Here is a 23783-nt window from a genome sequence, read left to right as displayed (position 1 = left end):
CCCCTCTGTCTAGAAATTTGTGTGTATACGTAACTGAAGGACGGCAGCCCACCGCGTGAGCCGCCATCCTGTCAGTTGCCGCCGGCCCCGTTTCCGGAGCCGGCGAAGGTCAAGATTTACTTGGCTTCGGCTTCGCCTGCTGCAGCGTCAGCGGCGGGAGCTTCGGCCGCGGGAGCCTCAGCAGCCGCTTCCTCGGCCTTGCTGCCTTCGAGGAGCTCGCGCTCCCACTCGGCCAGCGGCTCTTCCGGAGCTTCGGTGGTGCCGGTTGCACGCTGGTTGCGGGCGATGAGGCCCTCAGCTACGGCGTCGGCAACAACGCGGGTCAGCAGGTTGACGGAGCGGATGGCGTCGTCGTTGCCCGGGATCGGGAAGTCAACTTCGTCCGGGTCGCAGTTGGTGTCCAGGATGGCAACAACGGGGATGTTGAGCTTCTTGGCTTCGTCAACAGCAAGGTGTTCCTTCTTGGTGTCAACAACCCAGAGGACCGAGGGAGCCTTGGTCAGGTTGCGGATACCGCCGAGGTTGGACTCGAGCTTGGTGAGTTCACGCTTGAGGAGCAGGAGCTCCTTCTTGGTGTAAGCAGAACCGGCGACGTCGTCGAAGTTGATCTCTTCGAGTTCCTTCATGCGCTGGATACGCTTGGCAACGGTCTGGAAGTTGGTGAGCATACCGCCCAACCAACGCTGGTTGACGTACGGCTGGCCAACGCGGGTAGCCTGCTCGGCAATTGCTTCCTGAGCCTGCTTCTTGGTGCCGACGAACAGGACGGTGCCGCCGTGGGCGACAGTAGCCTTGACGAACTCGTAGGCGCGGTCGATGTAGGACAGCGACTGCTGGAGGTCAATGATGTAGATGCCGTTGCGCTCCGTGAAGATGAAGCGCTTCATCTTCGGGTTCCAACGACGGGTCTGGTGTCCAAAGTGGACGCCGCTGTCAAGCAGCTGGCGCATGGTTACGACGGGCATGCCGACGCTCCTTCCGGCAGGTCATTCATGAGAGAGCCCATGGGGCTGCTCTTACCCTGCCAATAGTTGACGGTTGTTTAGCCTTTGCCCGGACGGGCGCGGCTCCTGGCATCCATTGCGCTTCTCATCCGGCTTGGAACCAAAGCTCCGCCGGACCGCAAGAGGCACAATCCTCCGCAGCCTGAAGACTGGGCTTCGCTGGAGGAGGGCTGGATACGCGTAGTCAGCCTGGGACCCACACATATCTGAATGAGACATGTTCCTGAACAAGCATGAGGGCACAGCAAACTGCTCCACCAAGTGTACTACAGCAAGCCCGCCGGAATGACCGCCCATCACCACTGGTTGTCCACATACGGGATCTCCGCCATGGCCCAGAGACCGCATCCACACAAGGCTGGACCCATGCCTTTCCTGAAACCCGCCCTATCCACTGTTCTAACCCTCATCATCCTGGCAGGTCCCGGCGCGACCGACCCCGCTCCCGCAGGCCGGTGGAGCTGGCCACTCTCCCCCAAACCGAACGTCCTGCGGACGTTCGACCCTCCGGACAAGCCGTGGCTGAGCGGACACCGCGGCGTGGATTTGGGCCCAACGCCCGACGGCGGAGGAGTTACCGCGCCGTCGGACGGCGTGGTGACCTTTGCCGGCGTCGTGGTTGACCGCCCTGTCCTCACCATCGATCAGGGTGATGGGCTCAAGAGCAGTTTTGAACCGGTCGCCAGCGATCTCAAGCAGGGCGACCACGTGGTCAAAGGACAAACCATCGGCACCGTGCAACCGGGCCATTGCGGCAGCAGCACGTGTCTGCACTGGGGCGTTCGGCGCGACTGGGATTACGTCAACCCACTGGGCTTCGTTGCAGACCTGCGGCCGTCAGTCCTGCTGCCACTGGAATGACCCGCGCCGAGCAGGCCCACGTGGCTGGGCGGCTGGCCCGGGGGGGCTGCGCACCGCGAAGTACTAGACGATCGCGGAAACTCCGGTGATGGCGCGCCCGGTGACCAGCGTGTTGATCTCGTGTGTGCCTTCGTAGGAGTAGATCGCCTCCGCGTCGGAGAAGATCTTGGCCATGCCGTAATCGGTCACGATGCCGTTGCCACCCAGGATGCTGCGTCCCAGGGCAACGCTCTCGCGCATCCGGGCCGTGGTGAAGGCTTTCGCCAACGCCGACTGCTCGTCCCTGGCAACCCCGGCATCCTCCAGCTGCGCCAACCGAACCATCATGCCCATCGAGGCGACGGTGTTGCCCAGGATCTGGACCAGCTGGTTCTGCACAAGCTGGAAGGCAGCGAGTGGCCGCCCGAACTGCTGGCGCTCCACGGCGTAGCTGCGTGCAACATCAAAGGCTGCCATCTGGAGTCCGACCGCCTGCCACGCTACGGCGAGGCGGGTGACTTTGAGGACCTTGTTGGTGTCCCGGAAGCTGTTGCCGTTGGCCAGCTTGAAGAAGTCGGGAACAACGACGTTGTCCAGGGTGATGTCCGCGTTCTGCACCGTGCGGAGGGAGATCTTGTTCTCGATCTTGCTGGCGGAGTAGCCCGGCAACGTGGTGTCCACCAGGAACGCCTTCACCTGGTTGTCCTCAACATCCTTGGCATAGATGACTACCCAATCCGAGAACGTGGCGTTGCCGATCCAGCGCTTGGCGCCGTTGAGGATCCAGGTGTCACCATCACGCCGGGCCGTGGTGCGGGTGCCGCCGGCGACATCAGAACCGCCCAGGGGCTCGGTCAACCCGAAGGCCCCGATCTTCTTCAGGGAGTAGATGTCGGGAAGCCACGCATCCTTTTGTTCCTGGGATGCCAGTGCCTCGATGGAACCCGTGAAGAGTCCGTCGTGAACGCCCATAAAGGTGGCAATCGATGCGTCCGCACGGGTTACCTCAGCGTGGAGCATGCCCGCAAACAGGTTTGAGTACCCCTGGCGCCTCACGGGACTGACAAGGTCCAGCTCGCCGAGCTTGGGAATGAGGTCCATGGGGAATTCGCCGCGGTTCCAGCAATCCGCCGCTATGGGCTTCACCTCGCGGGCAAGGAACTCGCGGACTTCCGCCAGCCGGTCTTGCTCTTTGGCTGTCAGCAGCTGCTCAAAGGCGTAGAAGTCGCCATCGGCGTAGGGAAGGTTGCCGGTGTCGAATACGGTGTTGGACATGTGCGCTCCTTCAAGGGTGGTCACCTGCGACCACGTCATGAGCCCGGCAACTGCGCCGTGAGCCCCCTTGGGGGCTTTGGGGCGGCCAAGTTACCGGCGGGTAATAAGTTACTGATCAGTAACTTACCGCAGAAAGAGACCCGCCGCAACGGTGGATTCGCACCGCATCCAGCAGGGAACACACGCAAGTCAGTGACCGTGGAACGCAAAATCCCTCCAGCCGACCATGCGTCGGCGGGAGGGATTCCGGGGTGATGGTAGGGCTACTCGGACTTGAACCGAGGACCTTAGGATTATGAGTCCCGCGCTCTAACCAGCTGAGCTATAGCCCCGTGATGCCCCGAACAAAACGGCCGTTCAGGGCAAAGCACTCTAGCAATACTAATAGCTAAAGAGCAGTGCTGTGGTCACACGACCTTGTCCTCGTAAGAGGCACCCCGGTAAAGGTCCTCAAAAGTCTGGAGTGTTCCGTTGATGCTGTGCGGCTCCACCATTTCGCGGCTCATCTTGCCCATGGCTTCGAGTTCATCCTTGGGAAGCTGCACCAGTTTGGTGATCTTGGCCGCGAGTTCGGAGCTGTCGTTGGGTGTGAAGAGGTATCCGTTTTCACCCTCCCGGACCAGGTGCGGCAGCGCCATGGCGTCCGCAAGCAGCACAGGGGTGGATGCCGACATGGCCTCCAAGGTCACCAGCGACTGAAGTTCGGCGGTGCCGGGCATGCAGAAGATGTCGGCCCGGATGTAAGCCTTGCGCAGTTCCTCATCGCTGGCCAGCCCCAGGAACTTCACACGGTCGCCTAGCCCCAGCCTGGCCACCTGCGCTTCCAACGCCGGGCGGACTTCCCCGCCTCCCACGATCTCCAGGTGCACGTTCAGGGCACGCGGGGTTTTGGCTATGGCGTCTATCAGTACGTCGACATGCTTTTCTTCAGCCAAACGTCCAGCGAACAGGACTGTCGGATCACTGTGCGGCTCGATGACCTCACCAGGGTGGAGCTCGTAGGCCGAGGAGTCGATTCCGTTGGACAGCGGCAGGACCTTGCGCAGGAAGGCGTGCTGGTGCATCGCCTTGGCGGCGAGGGGCGTCGGCGTGGTCACGACGTCGGCCTGCCCCATCACCTTGCCCATGTCCTTCCACGAAATACGGCCCACGATGTCCTTGAACCACTGCGGGAAGGGAAGGAACGGGTTCAGGTTTTCGGGCATGAAGTGGTTTGTGGCGACAACCCGAATACCACGCTTCACGGCCTCGTACAGGACGTGCTCGCCAATCATGTAGTGGCTTTGAATGTGAACCACGTCAGGCTGCACTTTGTCGAACAGCAGGCTGATTTCCTTCTTGATCTCCCAGGGGAAGCAGATGCGGAAGTACTCGTGGGTGAACACACTGTGGGAGCGCAAACGATGGACCGTGGCCTCGTCGCGGAACTCCGTGAAGCTCTTGCCCTTGTCCTGCCGGCAGGCCAGTACGTGTACGTTGTGTCCGCGTGCCGTCATCCCCTTGGCCAGGCGGTAGCCGAACTGGGCGGCACCGTTGACGTGCGGCGGGTAGGTGTCCGCCGCAATCAGGATGGTGAGGGGTTTGGTGGTGTCGGGAATGGTCACGTGGAGAACTCCTGATGGTCACGGTGCGGACAGCGTTGCTTGTGGCAATGCTGCGGTGTCGCCGGTTTGCCACCTGCAAAAGCAGTGGCGCAAGGTACAGATCTGCCCTAGGCCTTCCGGTTGGCAGCCGCCTTCGCATCCTTCTTGCGCTTGGTGACTTCCGGGTGGTGCCGGCTCAGGGCAATAACCCCCACGATAGCAAGCGAAGCGGCCGCTGCCATGGCGATTGCCATGACGGCGTGGACATCGGGACGAAGCTCACCAAGAATGACGATGCCGATTGCGATGCCCACCATGGGGTCGATCACCGTCAGTCCAGCGATGACGAGGTCGGGCGGACCGCTTGAATACGCGCTCTGCACGAACCATGAACCCAGACCGCCCGCAGCCGCGATGGCGATCAGCGTGTACCACTGCACATTAAGCAGGAACATGCCGTTGGGATCCAGCAGGTGCTTGCCGATGATGCGCGTCAGCACCGCCACGAAGCCGAACAGGACACCGGCGCCGAGAATGTAAATAAAGGCGCTCATCCGGTGTTTGAACAAGACGGCCAGGGTGCCAAAAATGCCTACCGCAAGCGCCAGGAGCAGGACAATCGTCAGTTCGTCCTCGCCGCTGACGTGGTGATTTTCCTGGGTCACGAAGACAGCCAGCAGCACAAACAGCGCGGAACCGGTAACACAGGCACTGATGGCCACCACGGTGGCCCTGTTGATGCTGAGCCCCTGGTCCTTGGCGTTGACCACCGTGGTGATGACCAACGCAATGGCACCGATAGGCTGTACCACTGTCAACGGCGCGGACACCAGGGCTATGGCATTCATCGCCATACCCAGGGCAAGGAACAAAAGCCCCAGCATCCAGCGTGGATTCCGCAGCAGCCTCAGGAAGCCATTCGAACTCAGGGCCAGGCCACCTGTGTCAGCTTTTACGGCGCTGCCCTGACGCTGGGCCCCTATGGCGAGGAAGAAAGCTCCCATGACTGCGAGGAAAACCGCAAGCAAGACCATCAGCCGTGTCCGCCGTCGTCGGTTTTCAATTCTTTTCCTTTACGCAGGATGGCCCAGAAGTAGTTGTATGCCGCGATCCAGTGTCCCACCAGGCCGAGTCCCAGGAACGTCCAGGCTGCCACGAAATACACCTCGGTGAGGGGAACCGGAAGTTTGGACAGGACCAGCAGTGGCGTTCCCACCAGCAACAGCGCGGTGCGGATCTTTCCAATGATGCTCACGGGAAGGTCCGGATGTCCGCGGAAGTAGACCCAGGAGGCTATCGCCAGGATGGCGTCCGGCACCAGTAAGGCGGCCAGGTACCACCACTGCACGACGCCGGCAATCACCAGGGTGAACGCGACAGCGAGGAGGGCGGCCCGGTCAGCCATCGGGTCCAGGATCCTGCCCAACTTGGAGGTCTGGTCGAACCGCCGTGCGATGTAGCCATCCACCCAGTCGGTGCTTCCCATGACAACCAGTACCAGGACCGCAAACCCATATTCCTGTTCGGACAGGACCAACCAGACAAACAGGGGCACGCCCATGAAACGCAGGACAGTCAGGATGTTGGGGACTGTGAAGATGAGGTCATGATCGACTTGCGGTCGATCAGGGTGCGATCCAGCCCCAATCAGCTTCATATGTCCCCCTTCCTTGCCTTCAGTTCCGGTACTGCAGGATGCTGCTACTTCTTCAGCAACTTCCTGAGTGCGACCACGAAGACCACGGCGGCAGCGGCGAACGCTGCGAGGTCTTTCCAGCGCGCGACCATGCGCTCACTGACGCTTTCGGGAACGGAATCGCCCACGTCGGCAAACTTGGCGGCGGCAAACTCCTTGCCTTCCTGGAACCTGATGCTGGCGCTTTCCAGCAGCGCCTGGCCCTGCTTCTTGACGTCGAGCTGTTCGCCCAGTTCGTCCCGCACCCCGGTCAGGTGCTCGCGGCGCTTCCTCAAGCGGGAGCGAAGCTCGGCTTCAGTGGGCGCCTTGACGGCGTCGGCTTCCTTGGCAGCTTCCTTCGCCGCCTTTTCAGCCTTGGCCTTCTGCGCTGCGGCTTCCTTCTCGGCCTTGGCGGCCTTGGCGGCCGGCGAATTCGGGTCGAGGATCGACTCGTCGAAGGCCGAGCCCTCCTTGGCGATGCCGAGGTCGTGCTTGACGCCCCGGATGGTGTCCTCGGGAGCCAACGGCATGGCCTTCTTGAACTTGGCGATACCTATCAGGGCTGCAATGGCGGCAACCACGAGGAAGAAGGCCGCAACAATGAGGGCCGCAAGCCAACCCGGCATGATGGTTGCCAAACCCAAAATCACTGCGACTACTGCCGCGATGACCAGCAGCGCAAGAAAAACGAGGGCGACGCCGAAGAAGGCACCGGCCACGCCAAGCTGTTTCGCCTTGCGTTTGAGTTCGACCTTGGCAAGGGCGATCTCGTCATTGATTTGCCGTGGGGCCAAGCGTGCAACGAGCTTGAGGGTCTTCGGCAAAGTACGTATGGCTGGTCCTTGACCGGTCCGGCCGGTGTGACGTCCACTCATGGGTTCCGCCTAACTGCTTCCTCTGGGCATCGTGTCGGGCGAACGCCGCGGTAAAGACCGCTGCGGACACCTGTCCTCAAAGCTATCATTCAGGTTCCGGCTGAACTTTCGGGGCCACGCGGTGGCGCGCCCGTCATACCACCAATAAATATGATCTGGGCCATAGGATAGATGATCGTGACCCCTCCCACTGCTCCGGGCGATTCCCTGAGCCGACGCGAAAAGCTTGTCTACATTCTGCTCCTGGGCGCCTTGACGGCGCTGGGGCCTTTCACCATCGACCTTTACCTCCCTGCGTTCCCGGCCCTTGAGTCCAGTTTCAACGTCTCGGAAGCAGCGATCCAGCTCACCCTGACCGGAACAACGGTCGGCTTCGGAGTTGGCCAGCTTGTGGTGGGGCCGTTCAGTGACAAGGTCGGCCGCAGGCTCCCCCTGATCCTGGCTACGGCGCTTCACATCAGCTCGTCGCTGGGAGCGGCACTGGCTCAAGATATCGGCATGCTCTCCGTTTTCCGCGTGCTCATGGGCATTGGCGCGGCCGGCGGTGGCGTGGTGGCAATGGCCATGGTCAGGGACCTCTTTCATGGCTACTCCATGGTCCGCATGTTCTCCCGGATGTCCCTGGTCAACGGGCTTGCTCCCATTCTGGCCCCGGTCATCGGGTCACAATTGCTGCTTGTCTTCCCGTGGCCCGGTATCTTCTACTTCCTGGCGGCCTACGGGCTGTTGGTCATCGTCGCCTCGATCTTCTTCATCCGGGAGACGCTTCCGGCCGATCAGCGCGGCACATCCACAGTGACGGTCGGGCAACGGTACAAGAAGGTCCTCACGGACCGGATCTTTGTTGGCATGGTGTTGGTGGGGAGCCTGAACTTCGGCGGCCTCTTCGCCTACCTTTCGGCCTCCACCTTCCTCTTCCAGAAGGTCTACGGTTTCTCGCCGCAGGAATACGGTGTCCTCTTCGGCGTCAATTCGCTGGGCATCGTGGCAGGCGTCCAGATCAGTTCCCGCTTGATCAGGCGCATTGCTCCCCAATGGATCGTGGCCGGAGCAACCCTGTTCATGGTGTGCATGTCGGTTCTCATCATCGTGCTGGACCTGTTCCATGTGGGGTTGTGGGGCACGCTGGTTCCGTTGTGGTTCTACATCTGCGCCACCGGATTCATGTTCCCGTGCGTCCAGGTTTTGTCGCTGGCCAACCACGGAGCCCAGGCGGGAACGGCTGCATCGCTCCTGGGTGCCTCGCAGTTCATGATGGCCGGCATCGTTCCCCCGGTGGTCGGCTGGCTTGGGGTCACGTCCGCTGTCCCAATGGGCGCTGTAATGGCGGTCTGCATCACGGGGTCGATGACTGCCCTGTGGCTGGTGGTGCGGCCACGCACCGTGCCGTCAATCCACTAGCCACACGTAGGCTGTCTCCATGAGCAAGAAACCGCACCGCAACGGCAGAGGCCTTTTTCTCGGGGCCCTGCTGGGCGCCGTGGCCGGGGCACTGATTGGACGTGCCGCAGGAAGTGCAGTTTTCGGTGCGTTGGTCGGTGCTGTGATCGGAGCTGCCGTTCTTTACCGCGTCAACCCTGGGCCCTGGAACCGGGACTAGGCGGCCAGCGTGAGCCGCCCCGCCGGCGTCGAACGTTCCAAACCCTCCCCTAACGCACCGCCGCAAGGCAGAATGGTGGCCAGCCGGTCTTAACGGCGCCAACCGGTGAAGGGGACATCACATGAGCACGGCCGTCGGGTTTCGAAGCACCTTCCGCGGGCTGGCCGCCGTGCGGACTTTGCCTGTGACACTCGCCTTGGTGGCTGTTTTCTGGGTCGTTGGACTGGCTACGGGAAGCGTCCTCAACGGCCCTGAGGAGTCCATGCTGGACCAAGTGGGGCTTGGCCTGGCGGTGGAGCCTGGGCCGTGGTGGTCGGTTTTCACATCGGCGTTTTTCGCTTCGTCCCTTCTCGACTACCTGGCCTGCACGGCGGCCATACTGCTCGGTATGGGCATAGCTGAAAGGGTCATCGGTCCATGGCCGGCCCTTGCGGCCTTCATTGGAGGCTCCGCCCTCAGCGCCCTGGTCCTGGTGGCGGTGGTAGCCTTCGGCACCGACAACAGCGACCAGTGGCTAAGCTTCCTGGGCGGCGAGTACGCAGTGGGCGCCTACGGTGGTGCTGCGGCAGCGTTGGGATTTTCGACGGCGGCACTTGATTCGCTGTGGCGTCGCCGCCTCCGCACATGGTTGCTTGCCGCGACGTTGATGTTCGCTTTGTTCGTTGGTGTTGCCCAGACGTTGCAGGCACTTGCGGGCGCCGTCATTGGCGTCGTCGCCGGATGGGCCGTCCAGTCTGTCATATTCCACAGAAGCGGAGGCTCCTTCCGATCCTCCAGCCTCCGTGAAACGCGGTTCCTGGTGGGCACTGTAGTTGGCGTTTTCGCTCTGGGTCCCTTGCTGACGCAACTCACCGGCACCTGGGAAGTCGGCCCCCTCTCGGTGGTTTCGGAGGTGATGCTCCAAGCCAGTCCTGACGTCGATGAGGTACAGGAAGCCTGCAGAAACGAGTCAAACTGCGTGGCCCTGCAAAACGTCGTGGGCGTCCGCAGCTTCGGTGCGGCGATTCTGACCACGATCCCCGTTCTCCTGCTGTTGGTTTGCGCTGAAGGCCTTCGCCGTGGACGCCGCCTCGCCTATCGCCTGACGTTGGTCATCCAGCTGTACCTGGTGGCGGTGACCATCCTGGCGATTGTCCAGTACGTCTTCGATCCGGAAGTCACCATAGGCGATGAGGACTGGGCCTACCTGTTGCTGTATGTCGTCCCGGCGGTCCTCGCGCCCATCATCATCGTGGCGCTGCTGTTGGCCAACAGACACCGCTTCAGGGTGGAATCCAGCGACGCCGGATACCGTACGCTGGGCCGGGCCGCCCTGGTTCTGGCACTCACCGCAGTGGCCCTGTATGCAGCGTTTTGGTTCCTGGAGGGCAATGCGGGCCAATCTTCCCTGTGGGACCTTGCCGGGCAGCTGACGCACATTCTGGTCCCCTTCCCTGTTCCGTTCGTTGTTGCCCTGCCGCAGGGTCTTGTGAGCACTGTGCTCTACGGTCTGGGCGGGGTGGTCATCTGGCTCGTCATTTTGGTGCTGGTCCTGAACAACTACCGCCGCTTCAAGATGATCACCACCGATCCTGCAGCCGATCTGGGGCACACCCGCGAGCTCCTGCACCAAGGCGGCGGCACGCTGTCCTGGATGGCGCTGTGGGACAACAACCAGTACTGGTTCACCCCCGACAGGATGGCAGGCGTGGCCTACCAGGTCCACAACGGGGTAGCCCTGACAGTTGCAGGGCCCTACGGTGCCGCCAGCCATCACGACGAGGCAGCCGTTGGGTTCGTGTCGCACTGTTCCACGCTGGGCTTGATCCCGTGCTTCTACTCCGCTGATTCCGGCCTTGATGGGCCGCTGCTCCCCCACGGCTTCAGGAAGCTGGAGGTCGCCGAAGAGACGCTGCTCAATGTCCAGGCCATGACATTCAAGGGCAAGGAATGGCAGAACGTGCGGACCGCCCTCAACCGGGCAGACAAGCTCTCCATCAAAGACCTTTGGTACCACTACGGGGCCATGCCGCCAGGGATCAGGGCCCAGTTGGCTGAAATCTCCGAAGAGTGGGTGTCCGACAAAGCGCTCCCGGAGATGGGCTTCACCCTGGGTGGATTGAACGAGCTCAAGGATCCGGAAGTCCTGTGTTGCGTGGCTGTGGACGACGACGGTTTGGTCCATGGAGTGACCAGCTGGCTTCCCGTGTTCCGCGATGGCAGCATCTCCGGTTGGACCCTGGACTTCATGAGGCGCCGGACCACGGGTTTCAAAGGCGTGATGGAATTCCTCATTGCCTCCGCCGTGACGCACTTCAAGGAAGAGGTTCCGCAGATCTCCCTCTCCGGCTCTCCCTTGGCCAATGCCGGCGCCGGGAATGTCGAAGGTGACCGCAGCTCCCTGGACCGGGTCCTGGCGCTCCTGGGGAACGCCCTGGAGCCGATGTATGGCTTCAAGTCCTTGGCGGCCTTCAAATCACGCTTCCAGCCCGAGCACCGCACCCTGTACATGTACTATCAGGATCCTCTTGCATTGCCTTCGATCGGACTGGCGGTCGGTTCCGCCTACCTCCCCGGACTGTCGCCCACCCAGAGCGCCGGCCTGCTGCGGCAGATGGTCGTCAGGGAGCCCGCCGCATGAAGCCTGACGGGCGGCGCACCGATGAATGACATCCTGAAACTCGAGATCACCAGCCCCGCAGTCCTGGCCGCTGCCGGGATCATCGCCGTGGCATTCTTCCTGGTGCTGTTCCTGAGGCCGTCCGCGCGGTGGGTGCGCACGGCCATGACCGCCATCGTGGTGGCCGGGCTGCTGGGGTGGTTTACAGTGTGGATCGTGGAGGACGTGATGGACGTCTTTCACGTGGGCCTGACGCCACGGGTGTGGTTCTGGTCGATCAGCTGTTTCGCAGCCTTGGGTTTGGCCGCTGTGAGTTTCTTCCGCAGCCGGCCCTGGCGCAAGGTGGTTGCCGGAGTGTCGGTCCCTGTTTTCGTCATCGCGGCGGCCTTGGGCATCAATGCCGAGTTCGGGCTGAACAACACCTTGGGCTCAGCGTTGGGGATCTCCACCGAGGACGTCATCGAACTGAAAAAGCCCAACCCGGATAGTTCCATCCCGGCCGGACCACTATGGCAAAACTGGAGGCCTCCGGCGGACGTGCCGGCCCGCGGCAAGGTTGGGACTCAGGTCATCCCTGCCACGACTTCCGGTTTCAATGCCCGCCCTGCAGGCATCTACCTCCCGCCGGCCGCGCTGACAGCAAATCCACCACGGCTCCCCCTGTTCGTCCTCATGATGGGCCAGCCGGGCCTGCCTGACCCGCAGTACGTCTCAGCCGCCCTGGATGACCTCGCGGCGAAGAACAACGGCCTGGCACCGATCGCCATCGTTGCCGACCAGATCGGCCCCGACCAGGATGACACGCTGTGCCTTGACACCGCCAAATACGGAAATGTGGAGAAGTACATCAACCAGGACGTGGTGAACTGGGCCAAGGCCAACTTGAACATCCTTCCCGACAGGGACCACTGGACCATCGCCGGCTATTCCAATGGCGGCCAATGCGCGATTTCGTTCGCGGTCAAGTACCCGGACATGTGGGGAAACGTCGTGGACATCTCGGGTGAGGAATTCCCCGGGGCCGAAGACCCTGCGGGGAACCTGTTGGATATCTTTGCCGGCAACCAGTCCGCCTACGATGCCCAAAAGCCCGTCAACATCATGAAGGGCAAACACTTCCCGGACACCACGGCCGTCTTCACGGCGGGCTCGGACGACCCCGTCTACGTGGCTGCCGCGAAATCCGTGTCAGCCGCTGCTAAAGCAGCCGGAATGACGGTGACGTACTACGAGGTTCCCAACGGCGGACACGTGGGTCTTGCGTTGAATGCAGGCCTTGAGAAGGGCTTCGACGTGCTGTATCCGCGCCTGGGGTTGTCCCGCTGACTGCTGCCCTTTTCGCGGCCACCCTCCGGCGATAAAGTTGAGATGTGCCACATTGGCAAGAGCTGAACCCGTTTCCGGCACCGTGGCAACGCAAGGATGACCGCATCCTTCCGCTGTGGTGGGACCGCCTGTGCTCGGTGACCAGTCCGCCGTCGGCCGCTTTGTACGCAGGCGGACTGTTCACCGACGACCGCCGAAGGCCCATCGCCCAGTGGTACAACCCGGAAACGGACGCCGCCCTGCTGGTAGCACCTGAAACATCGCCGGAGTGGCCCGTACAGCGGTTCGGGATCTTCTACGCCCCTCCAGGCGGCGGCTTCACCCGGGTCTATTCAGCACCCCATGAGTGGCATCCCCGGGAACCCCGGACTCCTCCTACCGAGCAGGATTCTTTCATGGCAGCCGTGGCCGAAGCCTCACGCTTCCTGCAGGTGGAGATGGATTTCGTTTAAACAGCGGACCCCGCACCGGCAGTGAAGCCGGTACGGGGTCCTTTTGCTCCTCCGACTGGACTTGAACCAGTAACCCTTCGATTAACAGTCGAATGCTCTGCCAATTGAGCTACGGAGGAATGAAGCGGTTATGACTTTAGCAAAGGTTTTACGGGATGTGAAATCGAGCGAAAATACCCCCTGGGGGTATAAAAAATACCCCCGTTCCGGCTGACCGGAACGGGGGTATTGTGCGCTCCTCCGACTGGACTTGAACCAGTAACCCTTCGATTAACAGTCGAATGCTCTGCCAATTGAGCTACGGAGGAATGAAGCGGTTACTAGCTTAACAGGGGGCTGCCGGAAAACGAAATCGAGGTTCTCAGCCCTCCGAACGCAGGGCCCTTCGTTCCATTTCGAGCTGCATCAGCTCGCGGTTCAGCCGCTGGAATTCCTCCGGATAGGCTGCCGCATCGAGCCGCTGGAGCTGCCCCATCTTGTCTGCCTTGATGCGGGTGATCTGGAGTTCAAAGAGGCGGGCCAGAATATCGCGGCAGTACCGCTGCATGGCTTCGGGAGTGCTGGCCGGCAGCGGAGTCACAGCGAGCTCGGACACCAGGTTGCGCAGCGGTTCCGGTACTTCCTGCCTGATTTGCTCCACCCAGGACACAGCGTCGGCCGCGTGGGCAAGTCCCGTTGCGCGGATGGCAGCATGGATGGCCGCGTAAGCCGGAGTCGAAAAGAGGGAAGCCGCAAAGCGGTCCCACGCCATTCCGCCCAGGACAGCAGGATCCTGGAGCACCACTTCGAGGGCCTGTCGTTCCATGCCCGCCACCGGGTCACCGGGGTTGGGGCGCTGGAAGACCGGCATGCCCGACGGCGGTGCTGCCGCGGCTGGCGCCTGCCCGGCAGGACCGGCGCCGTTGCCGGCAGGTCCGCGCTTCGCGGCCGCGCCAACGTAACGGCTGACTTCCTCAATGGGCATTCCGAGCCAACCGGCAAGGTTGCGCGTGTATTCGGGCCTCGTTGCAGAATCCCGGATCTGGGCGACCACCGGGGACGCCTCCCTCAGCGCTGCCACGCGGCCTTCCACGGTATCCAGGTTGTGCCGCCTCAGGGTGGCCCTGATGGCAAATTCGAAGAGCGGTTTCCGCGTGCCGATGAGCTCACGGACCGCGGCATCACCCTTGAGCTGGCGAAGATCGCAGGGATCGGCCCCGGAGGGTTCCACTGCGACGTAGGTTTGGGCCGTGAAGCGCTGGTCCTCCTCGAAAGCCCTCAGGGCCGCCTTCTGGCCTGCCGCGTCACCGTCAAAGGTGAAGATGACCTCTCCCCCACTGCCGTCGTCCGAAAGCAGCCTCCGGGCAACCTTGATGTGTTCGGTACCGAAGGCAGTACCGCAGGTCGCCACCGCCGTCGTGACTCCTGCGAGGTGACAGGCCATGACGTCCGTGTACCCCTCCACCACAACCAGCTGGCGGTCCTTGGCGATGTTCCGCTTGGCGAGGTCGATGCCATAGAGGACCTGGGACTTTTTGTAGAGCGTGGTTTCGGGTGTGTTCAGGTACTTGGGGCCTTGGTCGTCCTCGTAGAGCTTGCGCGCGCCAAAGCCGATGGTGTCGCCGGCGATGTCGCGGATGGGCCAGATGAGGCGGCCGCGGAAACGGTCATAGATGCCGCGGTTGCCCTCGGAAAACATGCCCGTGAGCTTCAACTCCGCATCCGTGAAGCCCCGCCCACGCAGGTGCTTGAGCAAGGCGTCCCAGCCCTGTGGTGCGTAGCCCACGGAGAAGTGCTCGGCCGCAGCGCGGTCGAAGCCGCGTCCGTCCAGGAAGTTCCGGGCCTCCGCGGCGCCCGGAGTCAGAAGCTGGGCCCTGAAGAATTCATCGGCGATCTTGTGGGCGTCCAACAGGCGCTGGCGCTTGCCGACTTCCTCGCGGCTGGGACCGGTGCCGCCGTCTTCGTAGCGTAGTTCGTAACCGATCCGTGCGGCGAGCTTTTCCACGGCTTCATGGAAGGAGCTATGGTCCATTTTCTGGATGAAGGAAATGGCATCGCCGTCCTCACCGCAGCCGAAGCAGTGGTACCGGCCTACCTGGGGCCGGACGGTGAAGGAGGGTGAGCGCTCGTCGTGGAAGGGGCACAGTCCTTTGAAGCTGCCCAGCCCGGCGCCCTTGAGGGTGACGTAACCGTCAACAACTTCCTTGATGTCCGTGCGCTGGCGTACTTCGTCGATATCTTCACGTTTGATCAGGCCAGCCACTAGTCCATCCTAGTCTGTCCGCCCGGAGGTCCTACCACAGCGACGGGAGGCTGCCGACCAGTCGCTCGTACATGGCCAGGGCAGAGACGTCCGTCAAGGAGGCCACCTGGTCGATCACGACGCGCAGACGCGCACCGTCGTCGACGGCGTCCCGCCAGTCCGCGGCGAACATCGGCTCCAGGTGACGGTCACCTGTGGCGTTCAAAACGCCCACCAGTGCGTGCAGCACTTCGCGTTGGCGCTCGTACACCGGCTGGCGGTGGTCGGTGGAGATGACGAACGTGGTGGCCAAGCCCTTAAGTACCGCAATCTCGGTAACGGTTTCCTCCGGAACCATGAGCTCGGCGTCATAGCGGGTGAGGTTGGCCGGGCCGAAGTGGTCACGGGTTGTTTCCATGGCGCTTTGGCAGAAACGGCCGATCAACTGGCTGGTCATGTCCTTGAGCGCGGCCATGGATTTGCGGCTGCCATCGGCTTCGCGGACCCAGACGTTGGTGGCCTCCAGGCGGGCCAGCGCAGCATCGATTTCCGCGGGGTCGTTGTGCGGGAGGTACCACTGCTTGGTGTAGCCCACCACCCGGGCCCGGTGGTCCGGGTTCTCCATCCACTTCAGCTGGAAGTGCCCGGCCACGATGGCATCTTCAACGTCGTGGACCGAGTACGAGATGTCATCGGCCAGATCCATGACCTGGGCCTCGATGCAGGAGCGGTTCCCAGGCGCGCCTTCGCGCAACCACTCGAACACGGGCAAATCGTCCTCATACGCGCCGAACTTGCTGGTGCGGTGACCATGGATGACGGGGGCGTCGACGGCGGACCACGGGTACTTGGACGCAGCGTCCAGGCTGGCCCGGGTCAGGTTCAGCCCTGCCGGCCTGCCGTCGGCGGCGAGCACCTTGGGCTCGAGACGGGTCAGCAGGCGGAGCGTTTGGGCGTTGCCTTCGAAGCCGCCAATGGTGTGTGCAACCTCGTTCAAGGCTGATTCGCCGTTATGGCCAAAGGGAGGGTGTCCGAGGTCATGGCTCAGGCACGCGGTATCCACGACATCCGGATCGCATCCCAGGGAACGGCCCAGTTCGCGGCCCACCTGGGCAACTTCCAGGCTGTGGGTCAGCCGGGTGCGGACAAAGTCGTCGGTGTCCGGAGCCACGACTTGCGTCTTGGCTCCGAGGCGGCGCAGCGCTGAGGAATGCAGGACCCTGGCACGGTCCCGCTCAAAGTCCGAGCGGTAGTTGCTCTTGCGTGGCTCTTCAACCCACCGGGCAGTGTCTGCCTCGGAGTATCCGGGGATGGCCAGCACGAAATCGTGGCTTGTTCCGCTGCGGCCAAGCGTTGCTTCGGTTCCCATGGGTATCTGCCTCCTTCAAGCGCCGTGGTGTGGAGCTTCTTGAGCCAGTCTTACACGTGTGAGGCTAGCCGCCCGAAACGTCCAGCTCTGCCGCCGAGATATCCGCGCTCTGTTCCGCGTTCAGCTGACGGCTTTCCAGCCAGTCCTTCGGCAGGGCAGGCCTCTTCGGGGACCCCGCACGGCCCCGGGGACCTTCGGAGTCGACGCCCGGATACGGAAGATCCAGGTCCAGTTCCTCGAGCAGTTCACGCAGGACTTCCAAGGTGGGCACCGTGGCCAGTTTGGCGCGCAGCTCCCCACCCACCACATAGCCCTTGAAGTACCAGGCCATGTGCTTGCGGATCTCGCGGAGCGCCTTGTATTCGTCGTTCCCGAACGTCTCCACCATGAGTTCGGCGTGACGGTAGACGCCTTCGGCAACCTCACGCAGCCCGGGGCGGTGACGTTCATCCTTGCCCTCGAAGGCAGCCTGCAGGTCCCCGAAAAGCCAGGGACGGCCCTGGCAGCCGCGGCCCACCACCACGCCGTCGACGCCGGTCTCCCGGACCATGCGGACGGCGTCCTCGGCGGACCAGATATCGCCGTTGCCCAACACCGGGATGTCCGGGAGGGCCTCACGAAGGCGGGCAATGGCGGACCAGTCGGCTTGGCCGGAATAGAACTGCGCGGCTGTGCGGCCATGCAGGGCGACGGCGGCGACTCCGGCGTCACGGGCAATCCGGCCAGCGTCGAGGTAGGTCAGGTGGTCCTCATCGATGCCCTTGCGCATCTTGATGGTCAGCGGGATGCCGCCCTTGGACGCTTCCTTGACTGCGGTCTGGACGATGGAAGTGAAGAGGTCGATCTTCCACGGCAGGGCCGAGCCTCCCCCGCGGCGCGTGACCTTGGGGACCGGGCAACCGAAGTTGAGGTCGATGTGATCTGCGCGGTCTTCCTCGACGAGCATGCGCACAGCGGCGCCAACCGTTACCGGGTCCACGCCGTAGAGCTGCACGGAGCGGACCTTCTCGTCGTCGTGCGAAATGATCCGCAGCGATTCCGGCGTCCGCTCCACCAAGGCGCGCGAGGTCACCATCTCAGCCACGTACAGGCCGCCACCGTACTCACGGCAGAGCCTGCGGAAGGCAGAGTTTGTGATTCCGGCCATGGGAGCAAGGATCACCGGGGTGTCCACGGTGATCCCGCCGAGCTGCAAAGGCGGAAGCTCGAGCTTGGGAGTGGGAGGCGTTGCTACTACAGTCACCCATCCATTGTTGCAAATCAGGGCAAATCGGTGGCCGGCACGCTCACAGCAGCCAACCGTTCCCCCCTGCAAAGCGCACCGCTTCGGCCCGTGTCCGCGCACCCGTACTGGGTGTCATCAGTTGGAGATGATAAATGTCACTGGGTCAATCGCTGCCCCGGCGCTCGGCTTCGCGCTGCGCGCGCCGGCTTCCCGGCCGTGCCGTAGTGTGATCGGCGCCCTGTCTGTTGCCGGCACCCGGCCGCAGACCGGCGTCGTTCCTGTCGTCCTGTTCAGAACCCCCGACGACGGCGGCCGCGGCCAGCGCGCCGGTATCGTCAAGGTCGTCGGCACTTACGGTCGGTCCGCCGGCTGCGGCGAATCGCTTCATGCCGGTGGCTTTGACCACCAGGACAGCAATGAGCGTGGTGACCGGGATGGCGAGAACCAAGCCGATGGAGCCCACAAGGGTGCGGATGACTTCCTCGGACAGTTCCGCGCTGGTGAGCGCTTCAGCCAAGGGGCGGTCGTACAGCATCACGATGATCAGAATGGGAAGGGCTGCACCCGCGTACGCGAACGCAATGGTGTACACCGTGGACGCGATGTGGTCCCGGCCAATCCGCATGGCCGAGGAAAACAGCTTCCGCGCACTGGTGTTCGGTGCGAGTTCGTAGAGCTCCCATACGGCCGAGGACTGGGTGATGGTGACATCGTTCAGGACGCCCAGGCCGGAAATGATGAGGCCGCAGAGGATGATTCCGGAGATGGAAATTTGGGGCGACATATTCACCAGCGTCGCGGCGTCGTGATTTCCTACTCCGGCGAGGTTGGCTGCATCGGTGGCCCAAGCGGCGAGCAACGCGGTGATACCAAGCCCGAAAATGGTTCCCAGCAACGCCGTCGATGTTCGTGCCGAGAATCCGTGGGCGAAGTAGAGGACCCCGATCATGATCACCGTCGACCCCACCAACGCCAGCAAGAGAGGCGGCTTGCCCTCCACGAGACCCGGCAGGATAAAGCTGACCAGCACGAAGTAGGCACCCACCAGGCCCAGGAGCGCGCGGAAGCCACGCCAACGGGCCACCGCAATCACCACCACCGCGTACAACACGGCCAATGCGGCAATGGGGATGTTGCGAACGAAATCAACGAAGACGTACGCCGGGGCCCCGTTGCCCGCATTGGTGCCCTGGACCCCGGAAAGGTTCAGGTAACGGATCAAGTCGCCCACATCCACGCCGTGCGACATTGCCACATCAGGGTTTATGACCACCTTTACCGCGTCCCCGCCCTTGTCCGGCACGGTGAAAGCGAAGGTGCACTGGGAGCCGCCGGCCTGGTTCTGGTTTTGGCCGGTTTGGTTTTGGGCGCTGCTGTTCTGGCCCGAGATGTTTTGGCCGGTCTGCGTGCAGCTTTCCACCACCACGCTCTGGATCCTGCCAGTATCAAAAGTCACGCCGGGTGCTGCCTGGTAGGGACTTGAAAAGTTGATTCCCTCCCGGCTGCCCGAGGGCCACATGAGCAGCATCGCCACGAGCGTCAGTACGCCCAATGGAACCAGCACCGCCGCCAGCAGCCAATTGGCCCGTTTGCGGGACGCGACCGCCTGTGGGCTTGGTTCCAAACCTTCAGGATGACCGTGGGAGTGACTGTGGCCCATCAGCTGCAAAACCTCATGGGTTAAGCCTACGTGGACAGCAGGGTGCTCCCGTCTCAGGCCGGCGGAATGTTCTGATTGACGCGGAAGAGGTTGTCGGGGTCGTATTTGGTTTTGACAGCGACCAACCTCTCCCAGTTGGGTCCGTAATTGTCCGCGATCCGGTTTTGGTCCTCCGAGTCCATGAAGTTGATATATCCGCCGGCTTCCGAGTGAGGTGCCAGCGCTGCAGCGTACCTGCGGGTCCAGGCGATGTTGGCTTCATTATCTGCTGGATCGGGCCATTGGGTTGCGATGACCGGGGAGAACTTCATGTCGCGGTGGGCGAAGGCGGTGTCTTGAACGGAAACCCGGTGCACAGCCCCATCGATGGGATAGACGTGGACCGCGGTGTTCATGCTGGTCACGGTGGCCCCGAATTGGGCGTGGGCAGCGATTGCGCCGTCGTTGAGCTCGCGCAGGAAATTGGCCTTCCAATAGCCGTGCATGCCTTTGGGGTTAAGTCCGTCAAAGGCAACGTTGAGTGCCGGATACGGCATGGGTCCCACCATGGACCCAGCCACAGGTGCGGCCTCCAGGAAAGGCTGCCAGCGTGCGTCCCCTTCAGCGGGGTCGCCCGTCCACATTCCCACTACAACGCACACTGCCTTTCCGTGCCACTCCTCGGGAAGGAAGGGCACCGGCGGTCCTTGGTGGAAGCCCAGGAACGCCCCGAACTCTTCGGGCGCGGAGGCAATGTAGTCACGGTAGAACCTGGCCACTGCAGGGATGTTCTCAGCGCCGTAAATGATGATCCCGGCATGGACCATGTCCACGGGATGGAGTTCGAACTCCAGGGACGTCACCACGCCGAAGTTGCCCCCGCCGCCCCGTATCGCCCAGAACAGGTCTTCATTCTGTTCGTCGCTGGCGATCAGGAAGTTTCCGTCCGCTGTGACGACATCTGCAGAGACGAGGTTGTCGCAGGACAACCCGTACTTCCTGGCGAGGTACCCGATCCCTCCGCCCAACGTCAGGCCCGCCACACCGGTTGAACCCACGATTCCTCCGGTGGTCGCGAGTCCGAAAGCATGGGTGGCGTGGTTGAAGTCGGCCCACGTCGTCCCGCCCTCGGCCCGGGCCCTGGAACGTTGGGGATCCACCCGGACCCCGGTGCGGTTAACGAAGTCCAGTACCAGTGCGTCGTCCCAGGTGCCAAAGCCGGGAGCGCTGTGTCCGCCTCCCCTGATGGCCAGGGGTAAGGAATTTTCACGGGCGAAATTCACGCCGGCGATAACATCGGAAACCTGCGCTACGCGGATGACACCGGCAGGGCGTTTGTCCACCATGGCGTTGAAGACGGCACGTGCTGCGTCGTAGTCAGGATCTTCGGGAGTGACGAGTTGCCCGCGCAACTGTTCCCGCAGTCCGTCGAGGGCGGTTGGGTTCATAGTGCTTACCATCGATTCAGCCGTGAGACCGGACTTTCCTCACGCTTTTCCCCCTGTTCGTGACGGCGTGGGGGCTTACTTCGATAGGACTACTCCTGAGCTTTGGCCGCGTCAAGAACCTTTGGCAAGGACCCGGAAAAAGCGAATCCTGCCCGGCCCATGAACCATGGGCCGAACAGGATCAGCAGTGCTCGATGACTTCGGTGGAAACCGGTCAGTCGCTCACAATCAACGTATCCGCGCCGCGGACATGGGCTTTGCCGGATTCCAGCAAAGGCTCAAGGACAGTCCGCAGGGCTGTCATGGACTCGTCAACTTCCAGCAGCACAGGGTGCTGGTAGGCGATGAGGGCCAACAGGTCCCGAACGGCAAAGGCAGCGTCCTCGGCCGACAAGCTGGGGTCATGGCCCAGGAAGACGTCCGACGGTTCCTCGGAGTCGCCCTGCGCGTAGCTGATGGCGAACGCCTGGATCCTGCCCTTGCGGCTGGCCGGAACGCCCTGGCCTAAGGCACTCGCCTTCGGTGCACGCAGCACGATCGCACCATGGGCGCCGGTCAGGTCATGCAGGAAGAGGCGCTGGACAGTGGCGACGCTGAGCTCCCCCGGGCTGTCCCAGTGGTGGACGTGGGTGTAGTACTTGCCCACGGCCTCGCTCAACTCAACTGAACCGGTAGCCAGGTCCTCCACGCGCTCGGACGCGGCTTCTTCGGAGCCATCGCCGAACCGCGGAAGCGGGAGCGGTTCCGGATTCACCACCACCAGCTGGGAACGCTGGATGGGGGCAAGCCCGGCAGCGGCAGCGAACGCCGCACCTGCCGTGTCCGGCTCTACCTTGCTGCGAAGCTTCGAAACGCCCGACGGCGAGTTCCCGGCTTCGGCGCGAAGCATGGTCAGCAGGGTGGCACCGACACCTTCGCGGCGGTGGTCCTTGGCAACCTCGATGTAGGCCCAGAGCCGCTCCGGGTGAAGCGAGGCCTCGTGGACCACGCCGGCCGCAACAGGAATCCGCACTCCGTCCACGACATCCTCGGCCACGATGCACCGCCGCCAGGGCTGGTTGCTAGAGGGCGCGAGGGCAGCACGGAACTGCTCGGCCGGGAGGGTCTCAGGACCACCCCAGACTTCCAGGAGGGCGAGGTCGTCGCCTTCCTTCCATTCGCGGTATTCCAGTGCCACGGCTAGGCGCCAATCAAGCGTGCAGCCAGGTAGCCTTCAACCTTGTCCAAGGAAACGCGTTCCTGGCTCATGGTGTCGCGCTCGCGGATGGTCACGGCCTGGTCTTCGAGGGTGTCGAAGTCAACGGTGATGCAGAACGGAGTACCGATTTCGTCCTGGCGACGGTAGCGGCGGCCGATGGCACCGGCGTCGTCAAAGTCGATGTTCCAGTTCTTGCGCAGCTGGGCGCCCAACGCCTTGGCCTTCGGCGAGAGGTCCTCGTTGCGGCTCAGCGGCAGGACTGCGGCCTTGACCGGGGCCAGTCGCGGGTCGAGCTTCAGCACGGTTCGGACGTCGACGCCGCCCTTGGCGTTGGGTGCCTCGTCTTCGGTGTACGCGTCGATCAGGAAGGCCATGAAGGAGCGGGTCAAGCCGGCGGCGGGCTCAATCACGTATGGCGTGTAGCGCTCGTTGGTTGCCTGGTTGAAGTAGCTCAGGTCCGTGCCGGAAGCCTTGGCGTGCGTGGAGAGGTCGAAGTCCGTGCGGTTGGCGATACCTTCCAGCTCGCCCCACTCGGAGCCCTGGAAACCGAAGCGGTACTCGATGTCCGTGGTGCCCTTGGAGTAGTGGCTGAGCTTCTCAAGCGGGTGCTCGAAGAAGCGGAGGTTCTCTTCGCGGATGCCCAGGTCCCGGTACCAGGACATGCGCTCCTTCATCCAGTACTGGTGCCATTCTTCGTCCGTGCCCGGCTCGACGAAGAACTCCATCTCCATCTGTTCGAACTCACGGGTGCGGAAAATGAAGTTACCGGGCGTGATTTCGTTACGGAAGGACTTGCCGATCTGGCCGATGCCGAACGGCGGCTTCTTCCGCGAAGTGGTGAGCACGTTGTTGAAGTTGACGAAGATGCCCTGTGCCGTTTCCGGACGGAGGTAGTGCAGTCCTTCTTCGCTGGCTACAGGGCCGAGGAAGGTCTTCAGGAGGCCCGAGAATTCCTGGGGCTCGGTCCACTGTCCGCGGGTGCCGCAGTTGGCGCAAACAATGTCAGCCAGGCCATTCTCGGGAGGGCGGCCCTTCTTTTCCTCGTATTCTTCTTCGAGGTGGTCCGCGCGGTAGCGCTTGTGGCAGGAAAGGCACTCAACCAGGGGGTCCGAGAAGACCTCCACGTGGCCGGAAGCTTCCCATACCTGGCGGGGAAGGATAACCGAGGAGTCAAGGCCCACGACATCTTCGCGGCCGCGGACCATGCTCTGCCACCACTGGCGCTTGATGTTTTCCTTCAGTTCCGCACCGAGGGGACCGTAATCCCATGCAGAGCGGGAGCCACCATAGATTTCACCGGCCTGGAAGACAAAGCCCCTGCGCTTGGAGAGGGAAATGACCTGGTCAAGGACGGATTTTGCTGCCATGGGTAACTCCATTTGTTCTACAGGGCCGCTGGGTGCGGTCCGCGGGTGGTTGGCCCCGGTTCCGGACAAGGTCGCCCGGCGGGGTGT

Annotated in this window: 19 protein-coding genes and 3 tRNA genes; 6 read left to right on the top strand and 16 right to left on the bottom strand. The window is 62.8% G+C overall.

The window, feature by feature from the left end; genetic code table 11:
• Nucleotides 1-116: 116 nt before the first annotated feature.
• A complete protein-coding gene (gene rpsB / locus ACFUOZ_RS14210) occupies nt 117-965 on the bottom strand; it encodes a 30S ribosomal protein S2 (protein WP_274262484.1) in 849 nt (282 codons plus the stop codon).
• A gap of 405 nt (nt 966-1370) precedes the next feature.
• Between rpsB and ACFUOZ_RS14205 the strand changes: the two genes are divergently transcribed.
• Complete coding sequence (locus ACFUOZ_RS14205) at nt 1371-1865, top strand: M23 family metallopeptidase (protein WP_377549218.1); 495 nt, start codon at nt 1371-1373, stop codon at nt 1863-1865.
• 63 nt (nt 1866-1928) lie between these two features.
• Here the strand turns inward: ACFUOZ_RS14205 and ACFUOZ_RS14200 are convergent, their stop codons facing one another.
• The 6 genes from ACFUOZ_RS14200 to ACFUOZ_RS14175 all read right to left on the bottom strand — a co-directional run bounded on the left by ACFUOZ_RS14200 (nt 1929) and on the right by ACFUOZ_RS14175 (nt 7252).
• Complete coding sequence (locus ACFUOZ_RS14200; protein WP_377549216.1) at nt 1929-3119, bottom strand: acyl-CoA dehydrogenase family protein; 1191 nt, start codon at nt 3117-3119, stop codon at nt 1929-1931.
• 255 nt (nt 3120-3374) lie between these two features.
• Nucleotides 3375-3451 (bottom strand) — tRNA-Ile (locus ACFUOZ_RS14195).
• 75 nt (nt 3452-3526) lie between these two features.
• Nucleotides 3527-4723 carry a glycosyltransferase gene (locus ACFUOZ_RS14190; RefSeq protein ID WP_377549214.1) on the bottom strand — a complete coding sequence of 399 codons (1197 nt, stop codon included), beginning with the start codon at nt 4721-4723 and terminating at the stop codon, nt 3527-3529.
• A gap of 107 nt (nt 4724-4830) precedes the next feature.
• On the bottom strand, nt 4831-5736 hold the full coding sequence (locus ACFUOZ_RS14185) for a DMT family transporter (protein ID WP_377549211.1): 906 nt from the start codon (nt 5734-5736) through the stop codon (nt 4831-4833).
• Nucleotides 5736-6359: a CDP-alcohol phosphatidyltransferase family protein gene (locus tag ACFUOZ_RS14180; protein ID WP_377549209.1), complete on the bottom strand. Its 624-nt coding sequence runs from the start codon at nt 6357-6359 to the stop codon at nt 5736-5738. Before ACFUOZ_RS14180 ends, ACFUOZ_RS14185 begins: the two co-directional genes overlap by 1 nt.
• Before the next feature lie 44 nt (nt 6360-6403).
• Nucleotides 6404-7252 (bottom strand): phage holin family protein, encoded by an 849-nt coding sequence (locus ACFUOZ_RS14175; RefSeq protein ID WP_377549207.1) that lies wholly within the window; start codon nt 7250-7252, stop codon nt 6404-6406.
• A gap of 171 nt (nt 7253-7423) precedes the next feature.
• Here ACFUOZ_RS14175 and ACFUOZ_RS14170 point away from each other — a divergent pair, with 171 nt between their 5' ends.
• The 5 genes from ACFUOZ_RS14170 (at nt 7424) to ACFUOZ_RS14150 (ending at nt 13229) form a co-directional block, all read left to right on the top strand.
• Nucleotides 7424-8653, top strand: coding sequence for a multidrug effflux MFS transporter (locus ACFUOZ_RS14170; RefSeq protein ID WP_377549205.1), 1230 nt, complete (start codon nt 7424-7426; stop codon nt 8651-8653).
• Between the two features lie 19 nt (nt 8654-8672).
• Complete coding sequence (locus ACFUOZ_RS14165) at nt 8673-8852, top strand: glycine zipper domain-containing protein (protein WP_377549203.1); 180 nt, start codon at nt 8673-8675, stop codon at nt 8850-8852.
• Between the two features lie 121 nt (nt 8853-8973).
• Nucleotides 8974-11472 carry a bifunctional lysylphosphatidylglycerol flippase/synthetase MprF gene (locus ACFUOZ_RS14160; protein WP_377549200.1) on the top strand — a complete coding sequence of 833 codons (2499 nt, stop codon included), beginning with the start codon at nt 8974-8976 and terminating at the stop codon, nt 11470-11472.
• A gap of 21 nt (nt 11473-11493) precedes the next feature.
• Nucleotides 11494-12777 carry an alpha/beta hydrolase gene (locus ACFUOZ_RS14155; RefSeq protein ID WP_377549197.1) on the top strand — a complete coding sequence of 428 codons (1284 nt, stop codon included), beginning with the start codon at nt 11494-11496 and terminating at the stop codon, nt 12775-12777.
• A gap of 44 nt (nt 12778-12821) precedes the next feature.
• Nucleotides 12822-13229 (top strand): hypothetical protein, encoded by a 408-nt coding sequence (locus ACFUOZ_RS14150; RefSeq protein ID WP_377549194.1) that lies wholly within the window; start codon nt 12822-12824, stop codon nt 13227-13229.
• A 46-nt stretch (nt 13230-13275) separates the two neighbouring features.
• On the opposite strand, the gene ACFUOZ_RS14145 is transcribed toward ACFUOZ_RS14150, so the two are convergent.
• From ACFUOZ_RS14145 to ACFUOZ_RS14105, 9 genes are all read right to left on the bottom strand, one after another.
• Nucleotides 13276-13348, bottom strand: a tRNA-Asn gene (locus tag ACFUOZ_RS14145).
• Nucleotides 13349-13464: 116 nt separating this feature from the next.
• Nucleotides 13465-13537 (bottom strand) — tRNA-Asn (locus ACFUOZ_RS14140).
• Nucleotides 13538-13590: 53 nt separating this feature from the next.
• Nucleotides 13591-15471 carry a DNA primase gene (dnaG, locus tag ACFUOZ_RS14135; protein WP_377549192.1) on the bottom strand — a complete coding sequence of 627 codons (1881 nt, stop codon included), beginning with the start codon at nt 15469-15471 and terminating at the stop codon, nt 13591-13593.
• A 31-nt stretch (nt 15472-15502) separates the two neighbouring features.
• Nucleotides 15503-16819 carry a deoxyguanosinetriphosphate triphosphohydrolase gene (locus tag ACFUOZ_RS14130; RefSeq protein WP_377549190.1) on the bottom strand — a complete coding sequence of 439 codons (1317 nt, stop codon included), beginning with the start codon at nt 16817-16819 and terminating at the stop codon, nt 15503-15505.
• A gap of 64 nt (nt 16820-16883) precedes the next feature.
• Entirely contained in the window at nt 16884-18062 is a 1179-nt protein-coding gene (dusB, locus tag ACFUOZ_RS14125; protein WP_377549187.1) for a tRNA dihydrouridine synthase DusB, read from the bottom strand.
• A 145-nt stretch (nt 18063-18207) separates the two neighbouring features.
• Nucleotides 18208-19704, bottom strand: a complete 1497-nt coding sequence (locus ACFUOZ_RS14120; RefSeq protein WP_377549185.1) for a YibE/F family protein — start codon at nt 19702-19704, stop codon at nt 18208-18210.
• A 53-nt stretch (nt 19705-19757) separates the two neighbouring features.
• The gene (locus ACFUOZ_RS14115) at nt 19758-21131 is read right to left on the bottom strand and encodes an FAD-binding oxidoreductase (RefSeq protein WP_377549182.1); all 1374 of its coding nucleotides are present in this window, start codon (nt 21129-21131) and stop codon (nt 19758-19760) included.
• Between the two features lie 214 nt (nt 21132-21345).
• The gene (locus ACFUOZ_RS14110; protein WP_377549179.1) at nt 21346-22308 is read right to left on the bottom strand and encodes a GNAT family N-acetyltransferase; all 963 of its coding nucleotides are present in this window, start codon (nt 22306-22308) and stop codon (nt 21346-21348) included.
• A 2-nt stretch (nt 22309-22310) separates the two neighbouring features.
• Entirely contained in the window at nt 22311-23696 is a 1386-nt protein-coding gene (locus tag ACFUOZ_RS14105) for a glycine--tRNA ligase (protein WP_262277961.1), read from the bottom strand.
• Nucleotides 23697-23783: the final 87 nt, after the last annotated feature.

The sequence above is a fragment of the Paenarthrobacter sp. NPDC057355 genome (genome assembly GCF_042667405.1).
Classification (GTDB): domain Bacteria; phylum Actinomycetota; class Actinomycetes; order Actinomycetales; family Micrococcaceae; genus Arthrobacter.
The sequence above is the reverse complement of the archived record's forward strand: the minus strand, read 5'-3'. Positions and strand labels throughout refer to the sequence as shown.

Excerpts from the sequence above, each read along its gene's own strand:
- rpsB (WP_274262484.1), bottom strand. The coding sequence starts at position 965 with ATGCCCGTCGTAACCATGCGCCAGCTGCTTGACAGCGGCGTCCACTTT.
- ACFUOZ_RS14180 (WP_377549209.1), bottom strand. The coding sequence starts at position 6,359 with ATGAAGCTGATTGGGGCTGGATCGCACCCTGATCGACCGCAAGTCGAT.
- ACFUOZ_RS14160 (WP_377549200.1), top strand. The coding sequence starts at position 8,974 with ATGAGCACGGCCGTCGGGTTTCGAAGCACCTTCCGCGGGCTGGCCGCC.
- ACFUOZ_RS14115 (WP_377549182.1), bottom strand. The coding sequence starts at position 21,131 with ATGAACCCAACCGCCCTCGACGGACTGCGGGAACAGTTGCGCGGGCAA.
- ACFUOZ_RS14175 (WP_377549207.1), bottom strand. The coding sequence starts at position 7,252 with ATGAGTGGACGTCACACCGGCCGGACCGGTCAAGGACCAGCCATACGT.
- ACFUOZ_RS14155 (WP_377549197.1), top strand. The coding sequence starts at position 11,494 with ATGAATGACATCCTGAAACTCGAGATCACCAGCCCCGCAGTCCTGGCC.
- ACFUOZ_RS14120 (WP_377549185.1), bottom strand. The coding sequence starts at position 19,704 with ATGGGCCACAGTCACTCCCACGGTCATCCTGAAGGTTTGGAACCAAGC.
- ACFUOZ_RS14105 (WP_262277961.1), bottom strand. The coding sequence starts at position 23,696 with ATGGCAGCAAAATCCGTCCTTGACCAGGTCATTTCCCTCTCCAAGCGC.
- ACFUOZ_RS14130 (WP_377549190.1), bottom strand. The coding sequence starts at position 16,819 with ATGGGAACCGAAGCAACGCTTGGCCGCAGCGGAACAAGCCACGATTTC.
- ACFUOZ_RS14200 (WP_377549216.1), bottom strand. The coding sequence starts at position 3,119 with ATGTCCAACACCGTATTCGACACCGGCAACCTTCCCTACGCCGATGGC.
- ACFUOZ_RS14170 (WP_377549205.1), top strand. The coding sequence starts at position 7,424 with ATGATCGTGACCCCTCCCACTGCTCCGGGCGATTCCCTGAGCCGACGC.
- ACFUOZ_RS14165 (WP_377549203.1), top strand. The coding sequence starts at position 8,673 with ATGAGCAAGAAACCGCACCGCAACGGCAGAGGCCTTTTTCTCGGGGCC.
- ACFUOZ_RS14185 (WP_377549211.1), bottom strand. The coding sequence starts at position 5,736 with ATGGTCTTGCTTGCGGTTTTCCTCGCAGTCATGGGAGCTTTCTTCCTC.
- ACFUOZ_RS14205 (WP_377549218.1), top strand. The coding sequence starts at position 1,371 with ATGCCTTTCCTGAAACCCGCCCTATCCACTGTTCTAACCCTCATCATC.